The sequence below is a fragment of the Massilia sp. 01N417 genome (assembly GCF_056399645.1).
Genome location: NZ_JBFTRS010000031.1, coordinates 28,987 through 54,011 on the forward strand (window position 1 = coordinate 28,987; position 25,025 = coordinate 54,011).

Genomic DNA, 25,025 nt, shown 5'->3' on the forward strand with positions numbered 1-25,025 from the left:
TCTGCGATAATGTTGCCCGACATTATTTTTGTACTCACCTTCGGAACTCACATGGATTTCACTTACCTGCTGACCCCGCTGTTGACCTGGCTGGTGGTCGGACCGATCAAATTCCTGATCAATAGCGCGCGCCAGCGGCGCTGGGCCTTCAACCTGGTCGGCAACGGCGGCTTCCCGAGCAACCACAGCGCCACCGTGACCAGCATGGCGACCCTGATCGCCCTGCGCGAGGGCATCGGCCACCCGGCCTTCGGCGTGGCCGTGACCCTGTGCTTCATCGTGATGATCGACGCCAACAGCCTGCGCCAGCACGTCGGCCGCCAGGCCGCCGCCATCAACCGCCTGGCCGCAGGGGCAGGCGACGGCGGACACCGCACGCTGCGCGAGCGCATGGGACATACCCTGGTCGAGATCGGGGGCGGGATCCTTACCGGGGTGTTGATGGGGAATCTGGTTTATCACCTGTTTGTGAAATAAAAGACAAACATTAACTTGGGTCCCCGCCTGCGCGGGGACGACGTGTCATAACCGCTGGACCTAAGACCGTCATTCCCGCGAAGGCGGGAATCCAAGTCCGTCGCGTACCACCAAGCCCCCATCCGCCCGACTGTCCGCACCCTGTCCGTCCACTGTCCACTTCCGGACGCATTTCATCCTTGCCAACTGCAGTTCGTCGCACGAATACGCAGTTCATCCCACGAAAACCACGCTCTGCCGATCCTCGATTGACGGCCCAAACCGCCTCACGGATACTGCGCGCTGGTTTTTCATATTCTTATATTTACAGCGTACGAGTCCACCCGGGAGATCCACGAAATGCTGCGCAAAACCCTACTCGTCCTTGCCATCGCCTCGGCGCTCGCCGCCTGCGGTAAAGGTCCCAAGGAACCCGCCAAACCGGAAACCGCGACTGCGCAGGCCGATGCCAAGAAGGATGGCAAGGCCGTGCAGCTGCTGGTGTCGCCGGAAGATGTGCTGACGGTGCAGAGCAATGCGCTCGCTTCGGGACCCGTGATCACCGGCTCGATCCAGCCGGAACGCAAGGCCGACCTGCGCGCCGAAGTCTCGGCCGTCGTGCTGCAGGTGCTGAAGGAAAACGGCGAGCCGGTCAAGCGCGGCGACGTGCTGGTCAAGCTCGACGAGACTTCGATCCGCGACACCCTGATGTCGGCCGAGGCCTCGGCGCGCGCGGCCGACCAGGCTTTCGAGCAGTCGACCCGGGCACTGGACCGCCTGAAGACCCTGCGCGCCTCCGGCATGACCTCGGCCCAGGCCCTGGACGATGCCGAAGTGCGTCGCAATACCGCCCAGAGCGAAGTCTCGGCCGCGCGTGCGCGCGTGGCGACGGCGCGCCAGCAGGTCGGCCGCACGGTGGTCCGCGCCCCCTTCGACGGCATCGTGTCCGACCGCAAGGTGTCGGCCGGCGACACCGCCGCCATCGGCAAGGAACTGCTGAAGGTCATCGACCCGACCTCGATGCGCTTCGAAGGCCGCGTCTCGGCCGACAAGATCGCCGCCGTGAAGGTCGGCCAGCCGGTCATGTTCCACGTCAACGGCTATGGCGAGCAACAGTTCAGCGGCATCGTCAAGCGCATCGACCCGGCCGCCAACGACGTCACCCGCCAGGTCGAGGTGCTGGTCGGCTTCAACGGCGGCAAGCAGCCGAGCGTGGCCGGCCTGTACGCCGAAGGCCGCGTCGACGCCGAAGTGAGCGACGCCCTGACCCTGCCGGAATCGGCGATGGTCAAGGCCGGCGACAAGACCTATGCCTGGAAGCTCAAGGGCAATGCCCTGGCCAGGGCCGACCTGACGGTGGGCGCGCGCGATCCGCGCACCGGCAATTTCGAGATCAAGGGCGGCCTGGCGGCCGGCGATGCCGTGCTGCGCCACCCGAACGCCAGCCTGAAGGACGGCCAGAAGATCGAGCTGGCGGCCGCCAGGGCGCAGGCGCTTGCCAGCGCCGGCAACGGCCAGGCCCAAGGGAAACAATAAGGATAAGCCTCCATGTTCCTTTCCAATTTCAGCGTCAAGAAGCCGGTCGCCACGATCGTGCTCATCATCGCGATGATGGCCATGGGCCTGTACGCCCTGTCCAAGCTGCGCGTGAACAACGAGCCGGACGTGCAGATCCCGATCCTGGTCGTGACCGTCCCGTATCCGGGCGCGTCGCCCGAGACCAGCGAACGCGAGATCGTCAACCGCCTCGAGAAGCAGATGCAGGCCGTCAGCGGCGTGACCGAAGCGCGCGCCTATGCCAACGAGGGCAGCGCCACCATCGTGCTGCAATTCGACTTCAAGCGTAACCTGATCGAGGCGGCGGACGACGTCCGCAACGCGATCGCCGCGGTGCGCTACAAGCTGCCGATCGAGATGCGCGAGCCGGTGCTGCGCCGGGTCGATCCCTCGGCCCAGCCGATCATGAACCTGTCGCTGACGTCGACCACCCAGAGCCATGCCGAACTGTCGCGCCTGGCCGAGGACGTGCTGGCCGACCGCTTCCGCGGCATCGACGGCGTGGCCGACGTGCAGGTCGGCGGTTCGCTCAAGCGCGAGCTGTCGGTGCTGCTGCACGCGCAAAAACTGCGTGAATTCAATGTTTCGGTGACGGATGTCACCAATGCGCTGGGGCGCCAGAACACCAACGCGCCGGTCGGCAAGGTGCGCGGTCCGCTGGACGAGAAAGGCATCCGCCTGGTCGGCCGCATCGACCGTCCCGAAGACTTCTCGCAGGTCGTGGTCAAGCGCAACGGCGATACCGTGGTGCGCCTGAACCAGGTGGCCGACATCAAGGACGGCTTCGCCGACGTCGACACCCTGTCGGTCCGCAGCGGCAAGCCGGACGTCGGCATCTACATCGTGCGCTCCCGCGAAGCGTCCACCGTGACCATCGCCAAGAAGGTCAACGCGATGATCGAAGAGGTGCAGAAGGAGCTGCCGCCCGGCACCAAGCTGGACGTGACCTGGGACGGCGGCAAGTCGGCCCAGGACAGCCTGAACAACGTGATCGAGTCGCTGGTGTTCGGCGCCGTGCTGACCATCTTCGTGGTGTACGCCTTCCTGAACTCGTGGCGCTCGACCCTGATCACCGCGCTGTCGCTGCCGACCTCGGTGCTGGCGGCCTTCATCGCGGTCTGGCTGTGCGGCTTCACGCTCAACTTCATGACCCTGCTCGGACTGTCGCTGGCGATCGGCGTGCTGATCGACGATGCGATCGTGGTGCGGGAAAACATTGTGCGGCACATGGAGAACGGCGAGGACCGCCGTACCGCGGCCCTGAACGGCACCGCCGAGATCGGCATGGCCGTGGCCTCGACCACCTTCTCGATCATGGCCGTGTTCATTCCGGTCGCCTTCATGGGCGGCATCGCCGGCGAATGGTTCCGTCCCTTCGCCCTCACCGTGACCTGCTCGGTTGCCGTGTCGCTGCTGATCTCGTTCACCCTGGATCCGATGATGTCGGCCTTCTGGGGCGACCCGCCGGGCCACCACCATGCGCCGAAGCGCGGCCTGGAAAAATACCTGGCGAAATTCAATACCTGGTTCGACCACCAGGCCGACCGCTACGGCAACGTCATCGCCTGGGCCCTGCATCACCGCCGCTCGATGGCCGTGATCGCGCTGCTGTCGCTGGCGGCCGCCATCGGCCTGCACATGTGGAAGGGCGGCGTGGCCTTCCAGCCCAAGATGGACCAGGGCCAGATCAAGATCGAAGTCCGCACCCCGGCCTCGTCGTCGGTCGAATATGCCCGCCTGAAGATGGAGGAGGCGGCCGCGATCGCCCGCACCCTGCCGGAAGCCAAGGACACCAACAGCTCGATCAACGTGAACGGCGGCTCGATCTATGTCGACATCGGCAAGCGCCGCGAACGCAAGCGCACCGCCTCCGAGGTCGCGACCGCCCTGCGCGAGAAGATCAGCCGCCTGGTGGGCGCCGAGTATGTCGTGATGGACGACCTGTCCGGCAACGGCAAGCCGGTGTCGCTCGACTTCACCGGTCCCGACTCGCGCAAGCTGATGGAACTGACCTCGCGCTACATGGAGAAGCTGCGCCAGGTGCCGGGTGCGGTCGACGTCACCCTGTCCCAGCAGGATCCGAAGGACGAGCTGCAGATCGAGATGGACCGCGGCCTGGCCAACTCGATGGGCATCTCGGTGGGCGACGCCGCCAGCGCGCTGCGCGTGGCCTTCGCCGGCATCGAGGTCGGCGACTGGGTCGACCCGACCGGCCAGAGCCGCGACGTGGCGGTGCGCCTGCACCCGAGCGACCGCGTCGGTACCGACAACATCGAGCGCCTGCCGATCCCGGTGGCCGGCACCAACATGATGGTGCCGCTCGACCAGATCGCGAAGATCACGATGGGCAAGGGCCCGGCCTCGATCTCGCACCGCGACGGCAAACGCGTGGTCACCGTCACCGCCAACGCCCAGGGCCGCTCGAACGGCGAAGTGATGCAGGATGCGATGAAGCTGGCCAAGACGATGGACTTCCCGCCGGGCTACGGCCTGGCGGTGGGCGGCCAGAGCAAGATCATGAACGAGGTGTTCACCAACCTGGGCATCGGCCTGATCTCCGGCATCGGCCTGATGTACCTGATCCTGGTGATGCAATTCGGCTCCTTCACCGCGCCGCTGGGCGTGATGATGTCGCTGCCGCTGTCGCTGATCGGCGTGGTGCTGGCGCTGATCCTGACCGGCGGCACCCTGAACATGATGAGCTTCATCGGCATCATCATGCTGATGGGCCTGGTGGCCAAGAACGCGATCCTGCTGCTGGATGCGGCGCGTTCCCGCGAAGCCGAAGGCATGGACCGCGAAGAAGCCCTGATGGCTGCCGGCCGCGCCCGCCTGCGTCCGATCCTGATGACCACCTTCGCGCTGATCGCCGGCATGCTGCCGGTGGCGCTGGCCCTGGGCGACTCGGGCGAGTTCTACCAGCCGCTGGCGATCTCGATCATCGGCGGCACCATCACCTCGACGATGCTGACCCTGCTGGTCGTGCCGACCTTCTACGACAGCATCGAGATTGCCCGCGACCGCATGTCCGCCAAGTTCCACCGCCGCGTGGTGCGCTTCACGGCGCTGCCGGCCTTCGTGATGACCTTCGTCGAAGCGATCCTGACCATCGTGCTGGTGCGCTTCGTGTTCCGCATGATCGTCAAGGCGGGACGCTTCGCGACCGGCCGCCGCGGTCCGGTGACTGCCTGATCCGCTGCGCCGGTTCGCCGGCGCAAGTGTCCTGCTTCAATGCAAAAGGCCTGCTCGCGCAGGCCTTTTTTTCGTCGTGTCCGGCGGACGGCAGGTACTGGCGCCGCCTTGCCTCCACCGCTTGCCGGCCGCTCAGTAGCTGATGAGTGGCTGCTCAGTGGCTGATCAGTGGCCGCTGGTGCCGGTGCCGGTCGTGCCGGTGCCGGAGGTGCCGGTGCCCGTGGTGCCCGTGCCGGTTGCGCCGGTGCCGGTGCCGGTTCCGGTGCTGTCGACCGGCGGCGTGGTGCCGGTACCGGTGGTGCCGGTGCCGGTTGCGCCAGTGCCGGTATCGCCCATGGTGCCGGTGGCGCCGGTGGTGCCGGTGCCGGAGGTGCCGGTGCTGCCTGCGCCGGTGGTGCCCGCTGCGCCGGTACTACCGGTGCCGCTGGTACCCGAGGTGCTGCTCGGCGCGGTGGCCGACGTGTCGCCGGTACCGGTCGTGCTGGTGGTGTCGTTTTTCTTGCAAGCCGCCAGGCTTGCCATCAGGGCTGCGGCAAACAGAATCTTCGATGCGTTGCTAAGAGCTTTCATTTGTTTTACTCCTCGTTCACGTCTACTTTTTTGCCGCCGTCTCCAGGGTGAGGCGCTGGAGGATCGACGACGCCATTTTGGTTTCCAGCAGAACTTTTCATCCCGTCAGGGAACCATCAGGGAACCGACGCAAGACGCGGCCCCTTGTGGTGTACGAATTCGACTCCGGCTTCCCCGCATGGTTCTGCCGATGCGCCGAATTGCACACTTCTTTCAGATAAGAGCCGAACCATCAGCGTTCAACCCTTCCCCCCGGCGAAACTGCCGGATGGCCGTGATGCCGCGTCGGCAGCATCGCCGGCGGCTTGTTCGAGCAGCGCGGGGACTTCGTCCGCCAGTTCCCGCGCCAGATAACCGAGCCTGCCGAGGCGCGCCGCGAGGCGGTCGCCGGCGCGCGCATGCAGGACCACGCCCCAGCCCGCCGCCTGGGCGAGCTCGGCGCCGCGCGCCGCCAGTCCGGCGATGATGCCGGCCAGGACGTCGCCCGAGCCCGAGGTGCCGAGCCCGGCGTTGCCGCCTTCGTGCTGCCAGCGCTCGCCCTGCGGCGTGGCGATCACCGTACGCGCACCCTTCAGCGTGACCACCGCGTTCCAGCGCAGCGCCATCTCCAGGGCCAGCCGGTCGTCGCCGTCGGCGATTCTTTCCTTCGGGATGCCGGTCAGGTGCGCCATCTCGCCCGCATGCGGCGTCACCAGCACGGGAACGTCGAAGCGGAAAGGCGGGTTGACGCCGTGCGGCGGATGCAGGATCGCGCCCATCGCCTCGGCGTCGAGGATGACGCTGGTTTCCGTGCCTTGCAGGCGCGGCAGCAGGGCGTGTACCAGGCGCGCGGTGGCGGCCTCGTCCTGCATGCCGGGACCGATCAGGATGGCGTTGATGCGGTCGGCCAGCGGATCGAGGGCGGCCACGGCTTCGACCGTGAAGCCGCCGGCTTCGTTCTCGGCCAGGCCCAGCACCCGGGATTCGGGAATCGCCAGCGCGACCAGCTGGGCCACGCTGTTGCCGGTGGCGACCGTCAGCTTGCCGGCGCCGGCGCGCAGGGCGGCGACGGCGGCAAGGATGACGGCGCCCGGCATCTCGCGCGAGCCGCCGAGGATCAGCACGTGGCCGCGCTCCTCCTTGTCGGCATCCGAAGACGGGATCGGCAGCGGCCAGCTGCGCAGCAAGGTTGGATCGAGGTCGCGCGGCCGGGCATGGGTATGCAGCGTCATGGTGGAGGTCGCCTCAAGCCTTGGCCGCCGCCGGCACATCCTTGCCGGTGGTGACAGGGGTTCCGGTGGCTTCGAGCGGCGCGACAAAATTGACCAGCCGCACGGCGAGCTTGCCGCGCTTGCCCAGCGACGGGTCGAAGGAATAGGAGGTGACCGAGCAGTTCGGCACGTCGCCGGCGCGGTCCTGTTCGAGGATGGCGGCTTCGTCCATGCGTTCCAGCAGATAGCGGAAGCAGTTGACGATGACCTGGTGGCCGACGATCAGCACGCGCTCGCGGCAGTATTCGCGGGTGAGGGTGTCGAGCACGCTGCGCAGGCGCAGGATGACGTCGCACCAGCTCTCGCCGCCGGGCGGACGGAAATAGAACTTGCCGACGTGGCGGCGCTGTTCGTACAGGTCGGGATATTGCTCCTTGATGCCGAGCACGGTCAGGCGGTCGAGGATGCCGAATTCCTTTTCGCGCAGGCGTTCGTCGGCGTGCACCGCGAGCAGTTCGTCGCGGTTCAGGCGCTGCATCAGGAGGGCGGCCGTCTGCACCGCGCGCACATAGGGCGAGTGCAGCACGACGTTGGGCTGCTGGTGCGGGGGCAGGGCCGCGAACCAGGCGCCCAGCGCTTCCGACTGGCGCCGGCCGAGCGCGGAGAGCGGCACGTCGACATCGCGCTCGGCGATATCGATATGCAGTCCGGCCGCGGCTTCGGCGGCATCGCGTGCGACGTTGCCCGCGCTCTGTCCGTGCCTGACCAGCCAGATTTCCTGAGGCCACTTTTGGTCCATCACCAACCTATTTGTGATTTTGACATGTGGGCATCATAGACGGATTCGTCGGCACCTTCGCGCACGATTCCGCCCGAAAACGTCGCGTGCAAAGGCCTGTCGACAGCAGGTTTACTGTCGACAAGTGCGCGCCAGGAAAACGTTCTTGCTTCAGGAAAGCCGGGATGGCGCGCGCCGGCGGCCGGCCGGCGCGCGCGGGAGGCGGGTCAGGCGACCTGTTCGTCGCCGTCGAGGTTGACCGCGGCGTCGCTGTTGAAGACGCGCATGTCGGTCTGGCCGAGCACGCGGCTGGCCAGGGTGCCGGCCGTGATGGAGCCGCTCACGTTGAGGGCGGTGCGGCCCATGTCGATCAGCGGCTCGATCGAAATCAAGAGGCCGGCCAGCGCCACCGGCAGGTTCATCGCCGACAGCACGATCAGGGCGGCGAAGGTGGCGCCGCCGCCGACCCCGGCCACGCCCACCGAGCCGATGGTGACGATGCCGATCAGCGGCAGCAGGAAGCCGCTCGTGAACGGGTCGATGCCGACGGTCGGCGCGATCATCACCGCCAGCATGGCCGGGTAGATGCCGGCGCAGCCGTTCTGGCCCATCATCGAGCCGAAGGAGGCGGCGAAGTTGGCGATGCCCTCGGGCGTGCCGAGGCGCGCGGTCTGGGTCTGCACGCTCATCGGGATGCTGCCGGCCGAGGTGCGCGAGGTGAAGGCGAAGGCCAGCACCGGGAAGATCTTCTTCACGTAGCGCACCGGGTTCAGGCCGACACCGCTGACGATCAACAGATGCACGCAGAACATCAGGATCAGCGCGCTGTACGAGGCCATCACGAAGCCGATCAGGTTGAGGATGTCCTGCAGGCTGGAGCTGGCCAGCACCTGGGTGATCAGGGCGAACACGCCGAACGGCGTCAGGCGCAGCACCAGGGTCACCATGCGCATCACGATCACGTGGGCGACGTGCACGAAGTGGCTGAAGGACTCGAACACGTCCGGCTTCTTGCCGGCGATGCCGGTGCTTGATACGCCGATGAAGATCGAGAACAGCACCACGGCGATGGTCGAGGTCTTGCGCGCGCCGGTCATGTCGAGGAAGGGATTCTCCGGCAGGAAGGAGAGGATGGTGTTCGGCACCGACAGCTGCTGGGCGGTGGCCAGCTTGCCTTCGAGGTAAGCGCCGCGCGCGACTTCGGCCGCGCTCGAAGTCAGGCCGACCGCGGACAGGCCGAACAGCTTGGCCATCAGGATGCCGATGCCGGCGGCGATGGCGGTGGTGATCATCAGGGTGCCGATCGTCAGCGCGCTGATCTTGCCGAGCGAGGAGGCGTCGCGCAGCTTCAGGATGGCCTGGATGATGGAGACCATGATCAGCGGGATGATGATCATCTGCAGCAGCTTGACGTAGCCGGTACCGAGCACGTCGAGCCAGGCATCGGTATCGGCGATGACCGGTGAACCGAGCCCGTACACGGCCTGGAAGCCCGCGCCCAGCACGATGCCGAGGCCGAGGCCGGTGAACACCCGCTTGGTGAAGGAGACATGGCGCTGCTGCATGAAGAACAGCAGGGCGCAGACGGCGAGGGCAATGGCCAGGTTCAGGATCAATTGGATGTGCATGGTGGTTCCGGTGGGTGCCTGTCGTCGTATATGCGTACAGGAAATATAACAGACGCATTTTATAGGCATTCATGCATAGCGTGCATAGGCTGTCTTTTTTACGGTTGTAAATGTTGTTGACAGTGTTAGCCTTTATGGCAAGATCGGCTGGCTTCGGACTGGAGGAAAGAGATGCGCGGCATGAGCTTGCTGAGGGGGCTGTACCTGGGGTTGCTGTGCTGGTGGCCTGCCACCGCCGCGCTGGCGCAGACGGCGCCGCCCGGCATCGAGATGTTTTCGCCGGAAGGGACGGTCAGCCAGGTGCGCCAGGTCACGGCGCGCTTTTCCGTTCCCATGGTGCCCTTCGGCGACTTGCGCGCGGCGGCGCCTTTCGAAGTCGACTGTCCGGTGCCCGGCAAGGGACGCTGGGTCGACGACCGCACCTGGGCCTACGACTTCGAACGCGACCTGCCCGGCGCCGTGCGCTGCCGCTTCCAGCTGCGCGCCGACCTGCGCGACCTGGCAGGGCAGGCGCTGGCGGGCCGGCGCGAATTCGTACTCGCCACCGGCGGGCCGGCCGTCCTGCAAGCCATCCCCTACGACGGCAGCAGCGCGATCGACGAGCACCAGGCCTTCGTGCTGGCGCTGTCGGCCCCGGCCGCGGCGCCGTCCGTCACCGGCCACGCCTGGTGCCAGGCCGACGGCATCGCCGAGAAGATCGGCGTACGCATCCTGGGCGGCGAGGCGCGCGAACAGGCGCTGCTGGCGAGCCGCTGGATGGTCCAGAACACCCTGCGCGGCGATGGTGATGCCGATGGTGGACAGGAGCGCGGCAAGCCCTATACGCCGGCCCGGCTGCGCGCCGACGAACGCGCGGGCAAGCTCGATCGCCTGCTGGTGCTGCAATGCCAGCGCACCCTGCCGGCCGATACCAAGGTGGCCCTGGTCTGGGGCAAGGGGATCGCCGCCGCCAACGGCGCCGCCACCAGCGCCGACCACATGCTGGCCTACCAGACCCGGCCCGACTTCAGCGCCAGGCTGCGCTGCGATCGGGTCAGCGCGCGCGCCCAGTGCATTCCCTTCCTGCCGATGCGCCTGGAGTTCAGCGCGCCGATCGCCGTGGCCGATGCGCGCGGCATCTACCTGGAAGAGGCGAACGGCAAGCGCCATCCGGCCGTCCTCGGCAAGGACCAAGAGCGCGGCGGCACGGTCAACATGGTCAGCCTGCCCGGGCCCTTTCCGGAGCAGGCGCGCCTGAGCCTGCGCATCCCCGACAGCCTGAAGGACGATGCCGGCCGGCCGCTGGTGAACCGTGGGCGCTTTCCGCTGCCGGTCCGCACCGGCGACGCGCCGCCGCTGGTGAAGTTCGCGGCGCCCTTCGGCATCCTCGAAGCGAAAGGGGACCGCATGCTGCCGGTCACGGTGCGCAATGTCGAGCCGACGCTGGCGGGCAAGCTGCACGGCAGCGGCGCCACCCTGCAGCTGAAGGGCGGCCGCGAGCAGGACGTCATTGCCTGGCTGCGCAAGCTGTCCCGGCCGGGCGCCGGCTGGACGCCGGACCAGCCCTCCGGCAAGCAGCTCGAGACCTCGGTGTTCGCCGGGGCCCGGCCGGATAGCCTGCAGCGCTTCACCCTGCCCAAGCCGAATGGACGGCGTGCCTTCGAGGTCATCGGCATCCCGCTGCGCGAGCCCGGCTTTTATGTGGTGGAGCTGGAAAGCCCACGCCTGGGTACGGCCCTGAATCCGAAAGGGCGCACGGCCTGGGTACGCAGCAGCGCCCTGGTCACGAACATGGCGGCCCACTTCAAGCTGGGCGCGCAATCCTCGCTGGTGTGGGTGACCTCGCTCGACAAGGGCAGGCCGGTGGCCGGCGCCAGCGTCGAGGTGCGCGATTGCGCGGCGCGCCTGCTGTGGAGCGGAACCAGCGATGCGCAGGGCATCGCCCGCATCCGCAAGGAGCTGCCGGCATCGCGCTGCAAGGGCATGGACGGCTACTTCGTCAGCGCGCGCAGCGGCGAGGACTTCACCTTCACGCTGTCGGACTGGCACGAGGGCATCGAGAACTGGCGCTTCAACCTGCCCACCGGCAGCCGCTTCGAAGACAGCCGCATCGCCGCCACCGTCTTCGACCGCAGCCTGCTGCGCGCCGGCGAGACCGTGCACATGAAGCACTTCCTGCGCCGCCACACGAGCGCCGGCTTCGCCATGGTCAAGGCGAATGACAGGCCGCCGGCTTCGAACCAGGACTGGCGCACCCAGGAACTCGGCGTCGACAAGGCCGCGCGCCCGGTCCGCGGCTTCATCGTCCACCAGGGCAGCGGCGAGAAGACCGGATTCGCGCTCGACTGGGATGCCGGCGGCGCCGCCCAGGGCGAGTGGAAGATCCCGCAGGACGCCAAGCTGGGCGTGTACGAAGTGCTGGTGGGCGGCCAGGTGTCGGGTTCCTTTCGCGTCGAGCAGTTTCGCGTACCGACCATGAAGGCCGTGCTGAAAGCGCCGGCCCAGGCCCAGGTGGCGCCGCAGGCCGTCACCTTCGATGCCCAGGTGAGTTACCTGTCCGGCGGTCCGGCGGCCCAGGCTCCGGTCAAGCTGCGCAGCGTGGTGCAGGATACCAGCGTGCAGTTCCCGGGCTACGAGGAATTCAGCCTTGGTGCCGGCGACGTCAAGGAAGGCGTGGTGGCGATGGGCGGCGGCGGCGAGGACGAGGAGGACGCCGGCAGCGAGGAGGGAGACAGGCAGCTCGAAGCCGCGCGCACCCAGTCGCTGGCCCTGGACCGTGCCGGCGGCGCCCGCATCGCGGTGGACAGGCTGCCGCCGCTCGACAAGCCGAAAAGCCTGCTGGCCGAGCTGTCCTTCCAGGACCCGAACGGCGAGACCTCGACGGTGGCGGCGCGGGTGCCGCTGTGGCCCTCGGCCTACGTGGTCGGCATTCGGCCGAACGGCTGGATGCAGACCAGGGATGCGGTCAAGTTCCAGGCCGTGGTGCTGGACGCCGCCGGCAAGCCGGTGCCCGGCGTGGCGGTGGGCGTCGACTTCTTCGTGCGCCGGACCACCTCGCACCGCCGGCGCCTGGTCGGCGGCTTCTACGCCTATGAGCACAGCAGCGAGATCAAGCGCCTGGGCGAGGCCTGCGGCGGCACGACCGATGCGCAGGGCCTGCTGGCCTGCGAGGTGCGCGCGCCGGCCGAGGGCGACCTGATCCTGCGCGCCCGCGCCACTGACGCCCAGGGACGGGTGGCGGCGAGCCGGCACGAGATCAGGATCGGCGGCGCCGAGGAACAATGGTTTGCCGCCGGCGACCATGACCGCATCGACCTGCTGCCCTCGAAGAAGCGCTACGAACCCGGCGAGACCGCGGCCCTGCAGGTACGCAGCCCCTTCCGCAAGGCCAGCGTGCTGGTGACGGTGGAGCGCGAAGGCATCCTCGACGCCTATGTGCGCCAGCTGTCCGGGCGCGACCAGTCGGTCAGCATCCCGGTCAAGGACAGTTATGCGCCGAACGTCTTCGTGTCGGCCCTGGTGGTGCGCGGAAGAGTGGGCGGCGTGCAGCCCACCGCCCTGGTCGATCTCGGCAAGCCGGCCTACAAGCTCGGTTACGCGCCGCTGCGCGTCGGCTGGGCGGCGCACGAGCTGAAGGTGAAGGTGACGCCGGAGCGCAGCGTCTACAAGGTGCGCGAGCAGGCGACGGTGACGCTGAAGGTCGAGGCGCCCGGCGGCGGCAGGCTGCCCGCCGGGACCGAGGTGGCGCTGGCGGCGGTCGATGCCGGCCTGCTGGAGCTGATGCCGAACCCCAGCTGGAACCTGCTCGAGACCATGATGCGCGAGCGGAACCTGCAGGTCGAAACGGCGACCGCGCAGATGCAGGTGATCGGCAAGCGCCACTTCGGCCGCAAGGCCTTCCCGCACGGCGGCGGCGGCGGGCGCAGCGCGACCCGCGAACTGTTCGAGACCCTGCTGCTGTGGAAGGGCAAGGTGGTGGTCGACGCCAACGGTGAAGCGAGCGTGCAGGTGCCGCTCAACGACACCCTGGGCAGCTTCCGCATCGTCGCCGTGGCCAGCGGCGGGGCGGGCCTGTTCGGCACCGGCTCGGCCGACATCCGCACCACCCAGGACCTGATGCTGCTGTCCGGTCTTCCGGTGAGCGTGCGCGAGGGCGACAGCTTCCGTGCCGGCTTCACGGTGCGCAATGCCTCGCAGCGCGAGCTGACCGTGCGCCTGGGGGCGAGCGTGAGCGCGGATGCGGGCAAGGGCCAGTCGCTGGCGCCCCTGAGCGTGAGCTTGGCGCCGGGCGAGGCGCGCGAGCTGGGCTGGAACTGGAGCGTGCCGGCCGGCGCCAAGGTCCTGCAGTGGGAGGTCGACGCCAGCGGCGGGGAAGGAGCGCAGGACCGCATCCGCATCCGCCAGCAGGTGGGCGTGGCGGTGCCGGTGCGCACCCTGCAGGCGACCCTGCTCCAGCTCGATGGCGGCGAGAAGATCCTGCCGGTGCAGCGACCGGCGGATGCGCTGCCGGGACGCGGCGGCATCGAGACCATGCTGAGCGCGCGCCTGGGCGGCGACCTGCCGGGCGTGCGCGACTACATGCGCGCCTATCCCTACACCTGCTTCGAGCAGCGCACCTCGCGCTCGGTGGCGCTGCGCGACAAGGCCATGTGGGAAGCCACGGTGGCGACCTTGCCGGCCCACCTGGATGCGGATGGCCTGGTCAAGTATTTCGCGCCGATGAACGAGGGCAGCGACATCCTGACGGCCTATGTGCTGTCCCTGACCGCCGAAGCCGGCTACGCGATTCCCGAAGACCTGAAGCAGCGCATGGAAGCGGGACTCGGCGCCTTCGTCGACGGCAGGATCGGCCGTCCACCCTACCTGGCCAGCGGCGAACTCACGGTGCGCAAGCTGGCCGCGCTGGAGGCGTTGTCGAGGAGCGGGCTGGTGAAGCCGGCGATGCTGGAATCGATCACGCTCGAACCGAACCAGTGGCCGACCTCCGCCGTGCTGGACTGGTACCAGGTGCTCACCCGCACCCGCGACCTGCCGCAGCGCGAGCAGCAGCTCGCGCAGGCGCGCCAGGTGCTGCGCGCGCGCCTGAACCTGCAGGGCACGACCCTCGGTTTCTCGACCGAGCGGCGCGACGACTGGTGGTGGCTGATGGCCTCCGCCGACGCCAACGCCAACCGCCTGCTGCTGGCCGCCACCGGCGACCCGTTCTGGCAGGCCGACATCGGCCGCCTGGCGCGCGGCGCGCTGGGCCGCCAGAAGCAGGGACGCTGGAACACCACCACCGCCAACGCCTGGGGCGCGGTGGCGCTGGATGCTTTCTCGCGCAAGTACGAGGCCGAGCCGGTGAGCGGCATGGCGCAGCTGACGCTGGGCGCCGCGTCCTGGACCGGCACGGTGCCGTCGACGGTGCTGCAGGCCTGGCCGGAAGGGCAGGCGGCCCTGAAGCTGCGCCAGCTCGGCAGCGGCAAGCCATGGGCGACCGTGCGCAGCCTGGCCGCGGTGCCGCTCGAGGCGCCGCTGTCCTCGGGCTACCGGATCGTGCGCAGCGTCACGCCAGTGGAACAGAAGACCAGGGGCCAGTGGTCGCGCGGCGACGTCTACCGCGTGCGCATCGACGTCGAGGCCCAGGCCGACATGACCTGGGTGGTGGTCGACGATCCGATCCCGGCCGGCGCCAGCATCCTCGGCACGGGACTCGGCCGCGACAGCCAGATTGCCACCTCCGGCGAGCGCTTCCGCGGCTGGAACTTTCCGGCCTTCCAGGAACGCACCCAGGCCGCCTTCCGTTCCTACTACGAGTTCGTCCCCAAGGGCAGCTTCAGCGTCGAGTACACGGTGCGCCTGAATAACGAGGGCCGCTTCGCGATGCCGGTGACGCGGGTCGAGGCCCTGTACAACCCGGAGATGTTCGGCGAACTGCCGAATGCCGGGGTAGTGGTGGGGCCGTGATGCGTGCCTTGCTGCTGGCCCTGGCGATCGCCGTACCGGCTGCGGCCGCGGTGCCGACGCCGGAACAGGTGAAGGCCGCCTGGAAGCCCTCGGACGCCCAGCTGCTGGACCGCCACGGCGAGCCGCTGGAAAGCGTACGCATCGACATGGCGGCGCGGCGCCAGCCCTGGGTGGCGCTGGCCGACATCTCGCCCAGCCTGGGCCGCGCGGTGATGCAGGCCGAGGACCAGCGCTTCATGGAGCACGGCGGCATCGACTTCAAGGCGGTCGGCCAGGCGGCCTGGGACAACCTGTTGCGGGTCGGGCGCGGCGGCCCATCGCGCCTGCGCGGGGCTTCCACCATCACGATGCAGCTGGCCGGCCTGCTCGACCCGGGACTGGCGGCCCGCGCGGCCGGCCGCAGCTGGAGCCAGAAGTGGGACCAGGCCCTTGCCGCGCGCGAGCTGGAGGCCGGCTGGAGCAAGCAGCAGATCCTGGAGGCCTACCTGAACCTGGCCAGTTTTCGCGGCGAGCTGCAGGGCGCCGGCGCGGCCTCGCGCGGCCTGTTCGGCAAGGCGCCCTCCAGCCTGGACACCGGCGAATCGGCGATCCTGGCCAGCCTGCTGCGCGCGCCGGGCGCCCCCGGCCGCGAAGTCGCGCGCCGCGCCTGCGCGCTAGCGGCGGAACTGAAGGCGGCGTCGAGCTGCGCCACCATCGAGTGGCAGGTCGAGGTGGCCCTGAGCCGCCCGGGCGCGGCCTTCCAGCAGCCGCCGGCCCAGGTCGCGCGCCAGCTGCTGGACGGCAGCGGCCGGCGCGCGGTCCGCAGCACCCTGGATGCGAAGCTGCAGCGCTTCGCCGCCGCGACCTTGCGCCGCCACCTGGCCGAACTGGCGGAGCGCAACGTCGGCGACGGCGCCGTGCTCGTGCTGGACAACGCCAGTGGCGAGATCCTCGCCTATGTCGCCAACGCGGGCAGCAAGGAGGTCGACGGCGTGGCCGCCCTGCGCCAGGCCGGGTCGACCCTGAAACCCTTTCTGTACGAGCTGGCGATCGAACGCGGCGTGCTGCATGCAGCGTCGCTGCTGGACGATACCCCGGTCGACATCCCGACCGTCGGCGGCCTTTACGTACCGCAGAACTACGACCGCCGCTACCACGAGGTGGCGAGCGTGCGCACCAGCCTGGCCGGCTCGCTGAACATCCCGGCGGTGCGCACCCTGATGCTGACGGGACTGGAACGCTTCCATGAACGGCTGCGTGAAGTCGGCATCGCCAGCCTGACGGAGGCGGCCGATTTCTACGGCTATTCGCTGGCGCTGGGCTCCGCCGACGTCAGCCTGCTCGACCTCGGCAACGCCTACCGCACGCTCGCCAACGGCGGCCTGCAGGGCAGCGTCACGCTCAAGGCCCGTGCACCGGAGAAGAAGCGCCGCGTGCTGGACGAGCGGGGCGCCTTCATCGTCGCCGACATCCTGTCCGACCGCGGCGCGCGCAGCGTCACCTTCGGCCTGCGCAACGAGCTGGCCACCAGCTTCTGGAGCGCGGTGAAGACCGGCACCAGCAAGGACATGCGCGACAACTGGTGCGTGGGTTTCACCGACCGCTACACGGTCGGGGTCTGGGTCGGCAATTTCGACGGCAGCCCGATGTGGGACGTGTCCGGCGTCTCCGGCGCGGCGCCGGTGTGGCGCGATGTGATGGACTACCTGCACCGCGACCGGCCGGGCCGCGCCCCGGCGCCGCCGTCGGGCGTGGTGCGCCAGACCGTCGCCTTCACGCCGGCGGTGGAAGCGCCGCGCAGCGAGTGGTTCGTGCGCGGTACCGAGACCGCATCGGTGGAGCTGCTGGCGCCCTCGCAGCGCCAGCCGAAGATCGTGTATCCGGCCGATTCCAGCCTGATCGCGCTCGACCCCGACATCCCCGAACGTCTGCAGCGGGTGCATTTCGAGGCCCAGGGCGAGGGCGGACTGGGCTGGGTACTGGACGGTAAGGAAGTGAGCGCGGCCGAGCTGGAAGCCGGCTGGGCGCCGGTGCCGGGCAAGCATGAACTGAAGCTGGTGGGGCGGGACGGGCGCACCTTGTCGAGCGCCCGTTTCGAGGTGCGCGGCGGTGCTCAGCTGGTCTCGAGCTTCTCGACCAGCAGCGGCGGCTCGTCGGCCAGCTCAGTAGAGTCGAACGGCGCGGCCAGCGGCGAAAACAGCGGCGAGTCCGAGCGGTAGGGTACGCGGCCGGACGGCACGTGCTTGGCGGCGGGATCGAGGTGCAGGTCCTGGTCGTCGAAGAAGATGTGGGCGCGGAAGGCCTTCACCACTTTCGACTTCGGCACGCCGCCCAGGAAGAAGATCTCGTTCACGTAGACCCCCCAGTGGCGCAAGGTATTGATGACCCGCATCTCGGCCGGCGCGCTGCGCGCGGTGACGATGGCGATGCGCACCGGGGATGCATCCGCGCCGAAGGGCAGGCGCTCCTGCAGCTTGGCCAGCTTGCGCAGCAGGATCGCATACGGCCCATCGTTCATCGGCTCGTTCTGCTTTTCGTCCTCGACCGTGTGGAAGCGGCCCAGGCCTTCGGTCTTGTAGACCAGCTCACTGGAATCGTCGAACAGCACGGCGTCGCCGTCGAAGGCGATCCGCACCTGGTCCTCGAGCGGCGCCTCGCTGGCGTGCGGCGGCGGCTTGAGCACGGCGGCGGCGCAGGCCTGGGCATCGATGATGCGCTGGGCGTCTTCGACATTCGTGGTCAGGAACAGGTCGACCGCGAAGGCGTCCAGGTAATCGACCACCGACTGCCCGCCGGTGAAGGCGTGGCGCGAGATCGGCAGTCCGCGCGAGCGGATGTTGTTGAAGACCCGGACCCCGGTCTCGGGACTGTTGCGCGACATGACCACCACCTCGACCAGTGGCCGCGATTCGGACTGCGCGAAGCGGTTCAGGCCGAGCAGGGCGCGCACCAGCGGCATGCCGGTGCCGTCGCGCAGCGGTTCGTTCTCGCGTTCCAGCATGTAGGCGCGGTATTCCTCGAGCGCGCTCTGGGGATTTTTCGCGTGTTTGGCTTTGTAGACGGCATCCGCTTCGGCCAGGTCGAACAGGGCGGTGGCGGAAATGCCGACGACGAGGGTGTCTGAAAGGTCGAGGGGCATGGCGGCTGAATGGTTGAGTGGCGATACCGATCGATCTTACCCGACACCACGGTTCCTTTGGGAAACGAATCGATGAGAATCTCCGGCTCGGTTGAGGTCGAGCAATGGACGATGGCTCGTACCCCCATTGCATGTGGCTGAGCAAACGCAAGCCGGGTCGGTCCCGTTGGCGTGACGATGGGACTGCCGGTCATGCAAGGAGACGGACATGGACAAGCAGGCAGTGCCGGAAGTGGAGCGGGGCTCGTCCGCGGGCAATGGCGACGTCCCGTCGCAGGAAGCGCTGCTGGCGCGGCTGCGCGCGATCCGGGCGCTGGTCGAAGCGAACAACGAGTCCAGCCTCGGCACCGACATGATCGTCTCCCAGATCTACATGGAATCCCGCTTCGACCAGGCCGCCCAGGCCAGGGGCAGCAGCGCGCGTGGCCTGATGCAGCTGCTGAAGGTGGCGAACCGCGAACTGTACCGGCTCGACAACCTGCGCAAGCCGCCGGGCGAGCGCCGCCCCGAGGCCGAGCTGTACCGGGAGGCGGACGCCTTCCACGCCAGCCCGGCCTTCATCGACGAGGCGAGCAATATCCGCGCCGGCACGCGCTACCTGCAGGCCCTGATCGACAGGGCGCGCCGGGAGGGAAAGGCCGACCCGATTGCGGAAGCCTACAAGGATTATCGGGGTGTCAGGAACGGGATCTATTTCCGGAAGATCCGGCTTGCTGCGGAAAAGTTGAAGGTGGATCCGGAGGGGATCGAGGCGCTGCGGGCGCTCGAGAGCTAACGCTTTACGCGGCGCGGGTGCATGTTACGTACGATGCTCACGCTGCGTCAGGCTATGAGCTTGCGCAAGAAATTGCTCCTTATCTACTGTATCTTGGCAACGCCAATCAGTCGATAGGAGCGTGTGCGGTCATGATCAAGGCCCTGACGGAACAGCTCGGCACCGCGCTGGCGGCATTCTCGGGCACGACCCGGCTGCTCGAGCTGAGCATCGACGGGGCCGCAGACGTCTTGCTGGTCGAAGCCTTCGCAGCCGAGGACGCGATCGACGACGTCGGCGTGCGCGACGTGATCGCCCTGTCGACCAGTGCGCATCTCGGCCCGGCCTCCATGCTCGGCCACTCCGCCAGCCTGGCGCTGAGCCTGGCCGACGGCAGCCGCACCAGCTTCACCGGCGAGATCAGCGAAGCCGCGATGCTGGGCAGCGACGGCGGCTTCGCCCGCTACCGCATCCGCATCTCGCCCTGGCTGTGGCGCCTCGGCCAGGTCCGCAACAGCCGCGTGTGGCAAGACAAATCCGTCATCGAGATCGTCGACGACGTGTTCGAAGCCTGGCTGCCGCTGGCGAAGTGGCGCTGGAGCGAGGACACCAGTGCCTTCATCGCCGACGTCAGCCCGCGCAGCTACTGCTGCCAGTACCGCGAGTCCGATCTCGATTTCCTGCGCAGACTGCTGGCCGAGGAGGGCCTGAGCTGGCGCCTGGATGATACCGAGCTGGTGATCTTCGCGGACAGTACCCAGCCCTGCGCGGTCCCCGAAGACCCCAGCAGCGCACAGGATGGCGTCATCCGCTTCCATGGCGCCGGCGCCGTCGAGACATCGGATACGGTGCAGGCACTGGAATCGCGGCGGTGCCTGCACGCGTCCCTGGTCACGGTGCTGAGCAGCGATTACAAGGCCGGGCAGAGCGTCACCGGCAGCGCGCCTTCGTTTGTCCGCTACGGGCGCAGCCTGCCGGAGCTCGAAGCCTATGAGGTGCCGGGCCAGTACGCCTACGCCGACCGCGCCCAGGCCCGTCGCGACGCCGACCTGCGCATGCAGGCGCGGGAAGCGCGCGGACAGCTGTGGCGGGGCCGCTCGACGGTCCGCACGCTGCGCGCCGGCGCCAGGATGACGGTGGCCGGTGCGCCGCGCCGTGAGCTCGGCAAGGCGGCGGCGTTCACGGTCTTGCGTGTGTGGAGTGTCGGGGTCAACAACTTGCCGCCGCCGGCCACGCAGGCGCTGGCAGAGCTGTTCGGACCGATTCCCGCGCTGCTGGAAGAGCTCACGGGCACGCGGCTGTCCGGCGACCAGGTGCTGGTGGTCGAACGCGCCGTCAAGTCCGGCTATGGCAACCAGTTCACGGCGATCCCGGCCGAACTGCCGTGGCGCCCGCGCTTACTGATCGACGACGATCCTGCGCTTCGTAAGCCGACCGCCTTCGGTGCCCAGAGCGCCACTGTGGTCGGCGCGGACGGCGGCGACAGCCCGAGCGGCGCCGATGAACTGTACTGCGACCGCCTGGGCCGCGTGCGCATCCGCTTTCATTGGCAGGAAAGTGGGCAAATGAGTGGAGAGGCGTCCTGCTGGGTGCGCGTCGCCCAGCGTTCGGCTGGCGGCGGCATGGGCAGCCAGTTCCTGCCGCGCATCGGCCAGGAAGTGCTGGTGCAGTTCATCGAGAACGATATCGACCGGCCGATCGTCGTCGGCGCACTGTACAACGGGCGAGGCGAGGGCGGAATCGTGCCGACGCCGGGTGGGCAGGTGACCTCCGACAGCGGCACCTCGTGCTTTGCCGCCGCCCATGACCGCCGTGCCTCGGGGCAGGGGAACCTGGCAGGTGGACACAGTCCCGTGTGGCATGGCGCATCGGCCGACAGCGGCGGCCACCGCAACGCCGGCGCGCAGTGGGGCGTGCGCAGCAAGGAGTTCGGCGGCCATGGCTACAACCAGCTGCTGTTCGACGATACCGACGCCCAGGGCCGCCTCCAGCTCAGGTGCACCTACGCTGCTTCGGAACTGAATCTGGGGCATCTGATCCACGTTGCCGACAACTACCGGGGCAGCTTCCGGGGCCTGGGTGCCGAGCTGCGCACCGACCATTACGGCGCCGTGCGCGCGGGCAGCGGCTTGCTGGTCTCCAGCTACGAGATCGCGCATGCCGCTGCCGTCCGCGATCCTGCGGGCGAAAACGCCGCAGGCGCTGGCTTGCTCCAGGAGGCCGTTTCACTGGTCGAATCGTTCAGTACGGCTGCGTCGACGCATCTGACCGTCGGGCTGGCGGCGCATCTTGGCGCCGCCAGCGCCAACGCGAGCGTGCTGGACGAGAAGGCGCCGCCATTGAAGGCCATGCATGCATCGGTATCGGCGATGGCCGACCTCGCCGGCGCCGGCGAAAAGCTGCCACACATGGCCGATCCGATCATCGCCGTATCTGCCAGGGATGGTTTCGGGGCGAATGCCGGACAGAGTCTGCAACTGGCCAATGGCGAGACCGTCACAGTGATGAGTGGGCTGGATACGCAGTTCGTCACTGGCGGGCAAATGCGGGTGCATAGCGGCCAGGCGATCGGCGTGCTGGGTGGTGCAGTAAAGGCCGGAGAGGGCGGGCTTGGCCTGCAAATGCTTGCGGCGAAAGAGGCAATCGATGTTCAGGCGCAGGGCGATGAACTTCGCGTGCAGGCGCGGGATGAAGTCAATGTGATCAGTGCCAATGCGCATATCGACTGGGCGGCGCCCAAGCGGATCAGTTTGTCGACGGCGGGTGGGGCGAATATCACGATCGAGGGTGGAAATATTACCGTGCAGTGTCCGGGGAAGATTGCGGTGCATGCGGGGATGAAGAGCTTCGCAGGTCCGGCAATGATTGGTTCCGATTTGCCCAGGCTTCCACGCGGGACTCTTCAATTTGATGAAAAATTTCAGCTTACCGATCCCGCCGGCGACCCACTGGCAAACGTTAGATATTCAATTTCGAAAGAAGACGGTGGAATTATTGAAGGAGTTACAGATGCCGAAGGGATGATCCCGTTGCAGCAAGCTTTTGCGCCCGAGAAATTAATAATAACTGTATTGAGCCGCATCGTTAAATAATCTGAGAGGTGCTAAATGGAATATGTTTCAAAGCAAAATCAACGTTTCGCGGAGCTAAAAGGCGGAGGGAATAAAAAGCTCCAAGCCGAGTGGCGGCTCACAGATTCGAAACTTGTTGATCCAGTAAGGTTGTCGCTGCCTCCTTCACGTGCAATACCGATAATTTTTGTGCCAGGCATAATGGGGTCGAATCTTTGTGATATGCGAAACCAACCAGTGTGGCTCTTGAATAGTGTCGGTAACGTGCCAGCCGGACTCGCATGGGATTGGGCAACGAGGAAAGCCGGAGCCCGGCAAATAGTGCTTCATCCAGGAAGAACTAAAGTATATCGAGGAGGAGGCGTTCCAAAAGATAAGGATGGGAATAGAGGCGTGAAGCAGGAGTATATTAGAAAGGGATGGGGGGAGATTTCAGAAGCAAGCTATCATAAATTCTTGCTGTGGTTGGAACGTAAAATGAATGGCGAGCGCAATCCTGCAGCTTGGGATGATTTCTCAATAGAGTCTGGAGCGACTTTGACCTCCGGTCAAAAAATTATACGGACATTGCCTGCCGGATTGTCGGTGAAAATGAGAGATATGCCTTCATTTGCGGAGGGAGTTCATGCAGTTGAATCGATAAAGACTGATGAGCTTCTTAAACGATCCAAGTTTAGCTTCCCAATATACGCCTTCGGCTACAATTGGTTGGCATCTAATAGTATTGCTGCGGAGCAGTTAAAGGATCGCATCGAAAAAATTATAGTAGAAAATAATATTGGTGCGGTCAAATGTAACCAATTTATTCTGATCACACACTCAATGGGAGGCTTGGTGGCGCGAGCTTGTAGTCAGCTTACGGGTATGGCGCAAAAAATAATTGGAATCGTGCACGGCGTGATGCCAGCTACAGGTGCAGCAGTCGCCTATAGACGCTGTAAAGTGGGAATGAGAGACGAGGACTTAATTGCAGGGCTTGTTATAGGATCCAGCGGGAGAGAAGTTACTGCTGTCTTCGCACAATCACCTGGCGCCTTGCAGTTACTTCCATCGGAAAATTACGGAGCCAATTGGTTACAGGTTCTTGATTCTGCAGGCAAGCCTTTAATGTCTTTACCTTCTGCCGATCCTTATGAAGAGATCTATCTGAAGAAAGGGCAATGGTGGAGCTTGATTAGAGAAGAGTGGCTCAGTCCTGATGAAGGAATGCCGATTAGTTGGCAGAACTTCTCAAAAAACATTCTTGCCGCAAGGGAGTTTCACAGAATGCTCTCAACGCATTACCATCATAACACTTACGTTTTTTACGGCGGTGGCGATAAAAAATCTAGCTTTTCAAAAGTGATATGGAAGTTAAAGGCTGGAATCGCCCCCTCAAGCTCTGCCTCCATCCCATCCTCTTTGGATGTTCTGAATTTGCGTAATCATGATGTTAGAACCGATGGATCGAACAAACTCTACGTTGGTGGAGCACCTGTTCTTAGAACCACTGGTCGAGGTGATGCTTCAGTTGCTCTAATTTCGGAGACAAGTTGCTGGGAAATCCATTGCGGCCCCCACGATAGTGCGGGAGATGGAACTGTGCCAGCGAAATCCGGGAAAGCTCCACGGGAGGATGGAGGGAGAAGTATATTGCAGCAATTTGAGTTGCCAAAGATTTCGCATGAGCCTGCTTATCGAGATTACCCGTTAGCTCAGCAGATTACCTATTACGCACTTACTAAGCTGGCAGCCATGGCTGATCTTTCATGAGAGAGATTATTTTGGGGTTGATTTTAATTCTTGTATTAGATGGCTGCAAGACCGAAAAAGATGAGGTGGTAAATATGCTAAAGCATGAGGCCATGATCATGCATTGTGTAGGTAGACATCTAATTTCAATGCCTCAAAAATTTCAAGAGTCACCGATTACGACTGGAACATTTCGAGCCGCCGGGCTGAGGTCGCATGATCCGGCATTTGAGGTGATTGTTCGCGCAGGCAATTTCACGCAACAAAAATTTATTTCTGAGATCCAAAATCGTCGGGTGGAGATGACGCGGGGAGGTAATGATAGAGTTAATGTTTTACGCTTGGACAAACAGTTATCTGATCGGGTAGCCTTACTGCGTCTTCAAGAAATTGAAGATGCATATGTAAGTGAAATAAATTTACTGCTTAAAGGAATTATGGTGACCGTAAGATTGGATTCTTACCAAAATCAATACTTACAAGCAGAAGAAAGTCTTATTAAATTTACGACGAGGATTAAAGCAAGTCAAGATGGGCGCAGTGAAGGGTTTTGCTTAGGCGCCGTTGATATTGTAGGGAATTTCGAAGCGGAACGCGGCAGGTTTTGGTTTCGAGACAACCAAGGAGCAGATTTTGAAGTTGACGTTGATACCTACGCAGTTGATGAAGAGACTACTCTAATTGAACGGACGTCGCGCCCCGATTCCCTCTTAGCCGTATTCGATGTGAAGCATAAAGTGTTGAGGGCTCGAGAGCGCCTGGTTGCAGGTATGCAGGCCCAAGAATGGTTAGGGTGGGCAAGGCTTAGCGATGACTCAGATGAGAGAACGCTGAAGTTTGCGTTGGAGACTATGCGTTCAAAACCGAGTCGAGTGAAGCCGAGCATCAGTATTACTTTTAACACCGCAAAATCTCTAGATGATGGAACGCCAACGAAAACGCTGATTTCCGATGAGGAAGCGTTGCAACTTTGGGACGCGGTTGTTGAGTCTATTCGCTCGACTGGAACATAACGAATAAGCTTTGCAGCTTTGAAGCGAAAAACAAAAAGGCGC

The 25,025-nt window shown here is 65.6% G+C and carries 14 protein-coding genes; 9 read left to right on the forward strand and 5 right to left on the reverse strand.

All coding sequences use genetic code 11. The annotated features are described in order from the left end of the window. Window positions 1-51 precede the first annotated feature (51 nt). From AC1DOQ_RS24885 to AC1DOQ_RS24895, 3 genes are all read left to right on the forward strand, one after another. Window positions 52-477, forward strand: coding sequence for a divergent PAP2 family protein (locus tag AC1DOQ_RS24885; protein WP_477370406.1), 426 nt, complete (start codon window positions 52-54; stop codon window positions 475-477). 339 nt (window positions 478-816) lie between these two features. Further along, window positions 817-1,992, forward strand: coding sequence for an efflux RND transporter periplasmic adaptor subunit (locus tag AC1DOQ_RS24890; protein ID WP_477370409.1), 1,176 nt, complete (start codon window positions 817-819; stop codon window positions 1,990-1,992). A gap of 12 nt (window positions 1,993-2,004) precedes the next feature. Continuing rightward, window positions 2,005-5,205, forward strand: a complete 3,201-nt coding sequence (locus AC1DOQ_RS24895) for an efflux RND transporter permease subunit (protein WP_477370412.1) — start codon at window positions 2,005-2,007, stop codon at window positions 5,203-5,205. 165 nt (window positions 5,206-5,370) lie between these two features. Here AC1DOQ_RS24895 and AC1DOQ_RS24900 read toward each other — a convergent pair whose 3' ends face one another. The 4 genes from AC1DOQ_RS24900 to AC1DOQ_RS24915 form a co-directional block, all read right to left on the reverse strand. Beyond that, a complete protein-coding gene (locus AC1DOQ_RS24900) occupies window positions 5,371-5,775 on the reverse strand; it encodes a hypothetical protein (protein WP_477370415.1) in 405 nt (134 codons plus the stop codon). 239 nt (window positions 5,776-6,014) lie between these two features. Further along, window positions 6,015-6,986: an NAD(P)H-hydrate dehydratase gene (locus tag AC1DOQ_RS24905; protein WP_477370418.1), complete on the reverse strand. Its 972-nt coding sequence runs from the start codon at window positions 6,984-6,986 to the stop codon at window positions 6,015-6,017. Window positions 6,987-6,999: 13 nt separating this feature from the next. Then, window positions 7,000-7,764, reverse strand: a complete 765-nt coding sequence (locus AC1DOQ_RS24910; protein WP_477370421.1) for a histidine phosphatase family protein — start codon at window positions 7,762-7,764, stop codon at window positions 7,000-7,002. A gap of 206 nt (window positions 7,765-7,970) precedes the next feature. Further along, window positions 7,971-9,371, reverse strand: coding sequence for an L-cystine transporter (locus AC1DOQ_RS24915; protein ID WP_477370424.1), 1,401 nt, complete (start codon window positions 9,369-9,371; stop codon window positions 7,971-7,973). A 180-nt stretch (window positions 9,372-9,551) separates the two neighbouring features. On the opposite strand from AC1DOQ_RS24915, the gene AC1DOQ_RS24920 reads away from it, so the two are divergent. Together AC1DOQ_RS24920 and pbpC are read left to right on the forward strand one after the other, a co-directional pair. After that, window positions 9,552-15,296, forward strand: coding sequence for an alpha-2-macroglobulin family protein (locus tag AC1DOQ_RS24920; protein WP_477370427.1), 5,745 nt, complete (start codon window positions 9,552-9,554; stop codon window positions 15,294-15,296). Beyond that, window positions 15,296-17,494 carry a penicillin-binding protein 1C gene (gene pbpC / locus AC1DOQ_RS24925; RefSeq protein WP_477370514.1) on the forward strand — a complete coding sequence of 733 codons (2,199 nt, stop codon included), beginning with the start codon at window positions 15,296-15,298 and terminating at the stop codon, window positions 17,492-17,494. The genes AC1DOQ_RS24920 and pbpC overlap by 1 nt, the downstream gene beginning before the upstream one ends. Here the strand turns inward: pbpC and AC1DOQ_RS24930 are convergent. Then, window positions 17,389-18,414 carry a 5'-nucleotidase gene (locus AC1DOQ_RS24930; RefSeq protein ID WP_477370430.1) on the reverse strand — a complete coding sequence of 342 codons (1,026 nt, stop codon included), beginning with the start codon at window positions 18,412-18,414 and terminating at the stop codon, window positions 17,389-17,391. The genes pbpC and AC1DOQ_RS24930 overlap by 106 nt on opposite strands. A 208-nt stretch (window positions 18,415-18,622) precedes the next feature. Between AC1DOQ_RS24930 and AC1DOQ_RS24935 the strand changes: the two genes are divergently transcribed. The 4 genes from AC1DOQ_RS24935 (at window position 18,623) to AC1DOQ_RS24950 (ending at window position 24,983) form a co-directional block, all read left to right on the forward strand. After that, a complete protein-coding gene (locus AC1DOQ_RS24935) occupies window positions 18,623-19,189 on the forward strand; it encodes a lysozyme family protein (RefSeq protein WP_477370432.1) in 567 nt (188 codons plus the stop codon). A 131-nt stretch (window positions 19,190-19,320) separates the two neighbouring features. Further along, entirely contained in the window at window positions 19,321-22,260 is a 2,940-nt protein-coding gene (locus AC1DOQ_RS24940) for a type VI secretion system Vgr family protein (RefSeq protein ID WP_477370435.1), read from the forward strand. 15 nt (window positions 22,261-22,275) lie between these two features. Next, window positions 22,276-23,991, forward strand: coding sequence for an esterase/lipase family protein (locus tag AC1DOQ_RS24945; protein ID WP_477370438.1), 1,716 nt, complete (start codon window positions 22,276-22,278; stop codon window positions 23,989-23,991). Beyond that, entirely contained in the window at window positions 23,988-24,983 is a 996-nt protein-coding gene (locus tag AC1DOQ_RS24950) for a T6SS immunity protein Tli4 family protein (RefSeq protein ID WP_477370441.1), read from the forward strand. Before AC1DOQ_RS24945 ends, AC1DOQ_RS24950 begins: the two co-directional genes overlap by 4 nt. Window positions 24,984-25,025: the final 42 nt, after the last annotated feature.

What these genes read in the sequence shown, in the direction of transcription:
- AC1DOQ_RS24940 (WP_477370435.1), top strand. Translation starts at nt 19,321, where the DNA reads ATGATCAAGGCCCTGACGGAACAGCTCGGCACCGCGCTGGCGGCATTC.
- AC1DOQ_RS24895 (WP_477370412.1), top strand. Translation starts at nt 2,005, where the DNA reads ATGTTCCTTTCCAATTTCAGCGTCAAGAAGCCGGTCGCCACGATCGTG.
- AC1DOQ_RS24905 (WP_477370418.1), bottom strand. Translation starts at nt 6,986, where the DNA reads ATGACGCTGCATACCCATGCCCGGCCGCGCGACCTCGATCCAACCTTG.
- AC1DOQ_RS24920 (WP_477370427.1), top strand. Translation starts at nt 9,552, where the DNA reads ATGAGCTTGCTGAGGGGGCTGTACCTGGGGTTGCTGTGCTGGTGGCCT.
- AC1DOQ_RS24890 (WP_477370409.1), top strand. Translation starts at nt 817, where the DNA reads ATGCTGCGCAAAACCCTACTCGTCCTTGCCATCGCCTCGGCGCTCGCC.
- AC1DOQ_RS24885 (WP_477370406.1), top strand. Translation starts at nt 52, where the DNA reads ATGGATTTCACTTACCTGCTGACCCCGCTGTTGACCTGGCTGGTGGTC.
- AC1DOQ_RS24945 (WP_477370438.1), top strand. Translation starts at nt 22,276, where the DNA reads ATGGAATATGTTTCAAAGCAAAATCAACGTTTCGCGGAGCTAAAAGGC.
- pbpC (WP_477370514.1), top strand. Translation starts at nt 15,296, where the DNA reads ATGCGTGCCTTGCTGCTGGCCCTGGCGATCGCCGTACCGGCTGCGGCC.
- AC1DOQ_RS24900 (WP_477370415.1), bottom strand. Translation starts at nt 5,775, where the DNA reads ATGAAAGCTCTTAGCAACGCATCGAAGATTCTGTTTGCCGCAGCCCTG.
- AC1DOQ_RS24915 (WP_477370424.1), bottom strand. Translation starts at nt 9,371, where the DNA reads ATGCACATCCAATTGATCCTGAACCTGGCCATTGCCCTCGCCGTCTGC.
- AC1DOQ_RS24930 (WP_477370430.1), bottom strand. Translation starts at nt 18,414, where the DNA reads ATGCCCCTCGACCTTTCAGACACCCTCGTCGTCGGCATTTCCGCCACC.
- AC1DOQ_RS24950 (WP_477370441.1), top strand. Translation starts at nt 23,988, where the DNA reads ATGAGAGAGATTATTTTGGGGTTGATTTTAATTCTTGTATTAGATGGC.
- AC1DOQ_RS24935 (WP_477370432.1), top strand. Translation starts at nt 18,623, where the DNA reads ATGGACAAGCAGGCAGTGCCGGAAGTGGAGCGGGGCTCGTCCGCGGGC.
- AC1DOQ_RS24910 (WP_477370421.1), bottom strand. Translation starts at nt 7,764, where the DNA reads ATGGACCAAAAGTGGCCTCAGGAAATCTGGCTGGTCAGGCACGGACAG.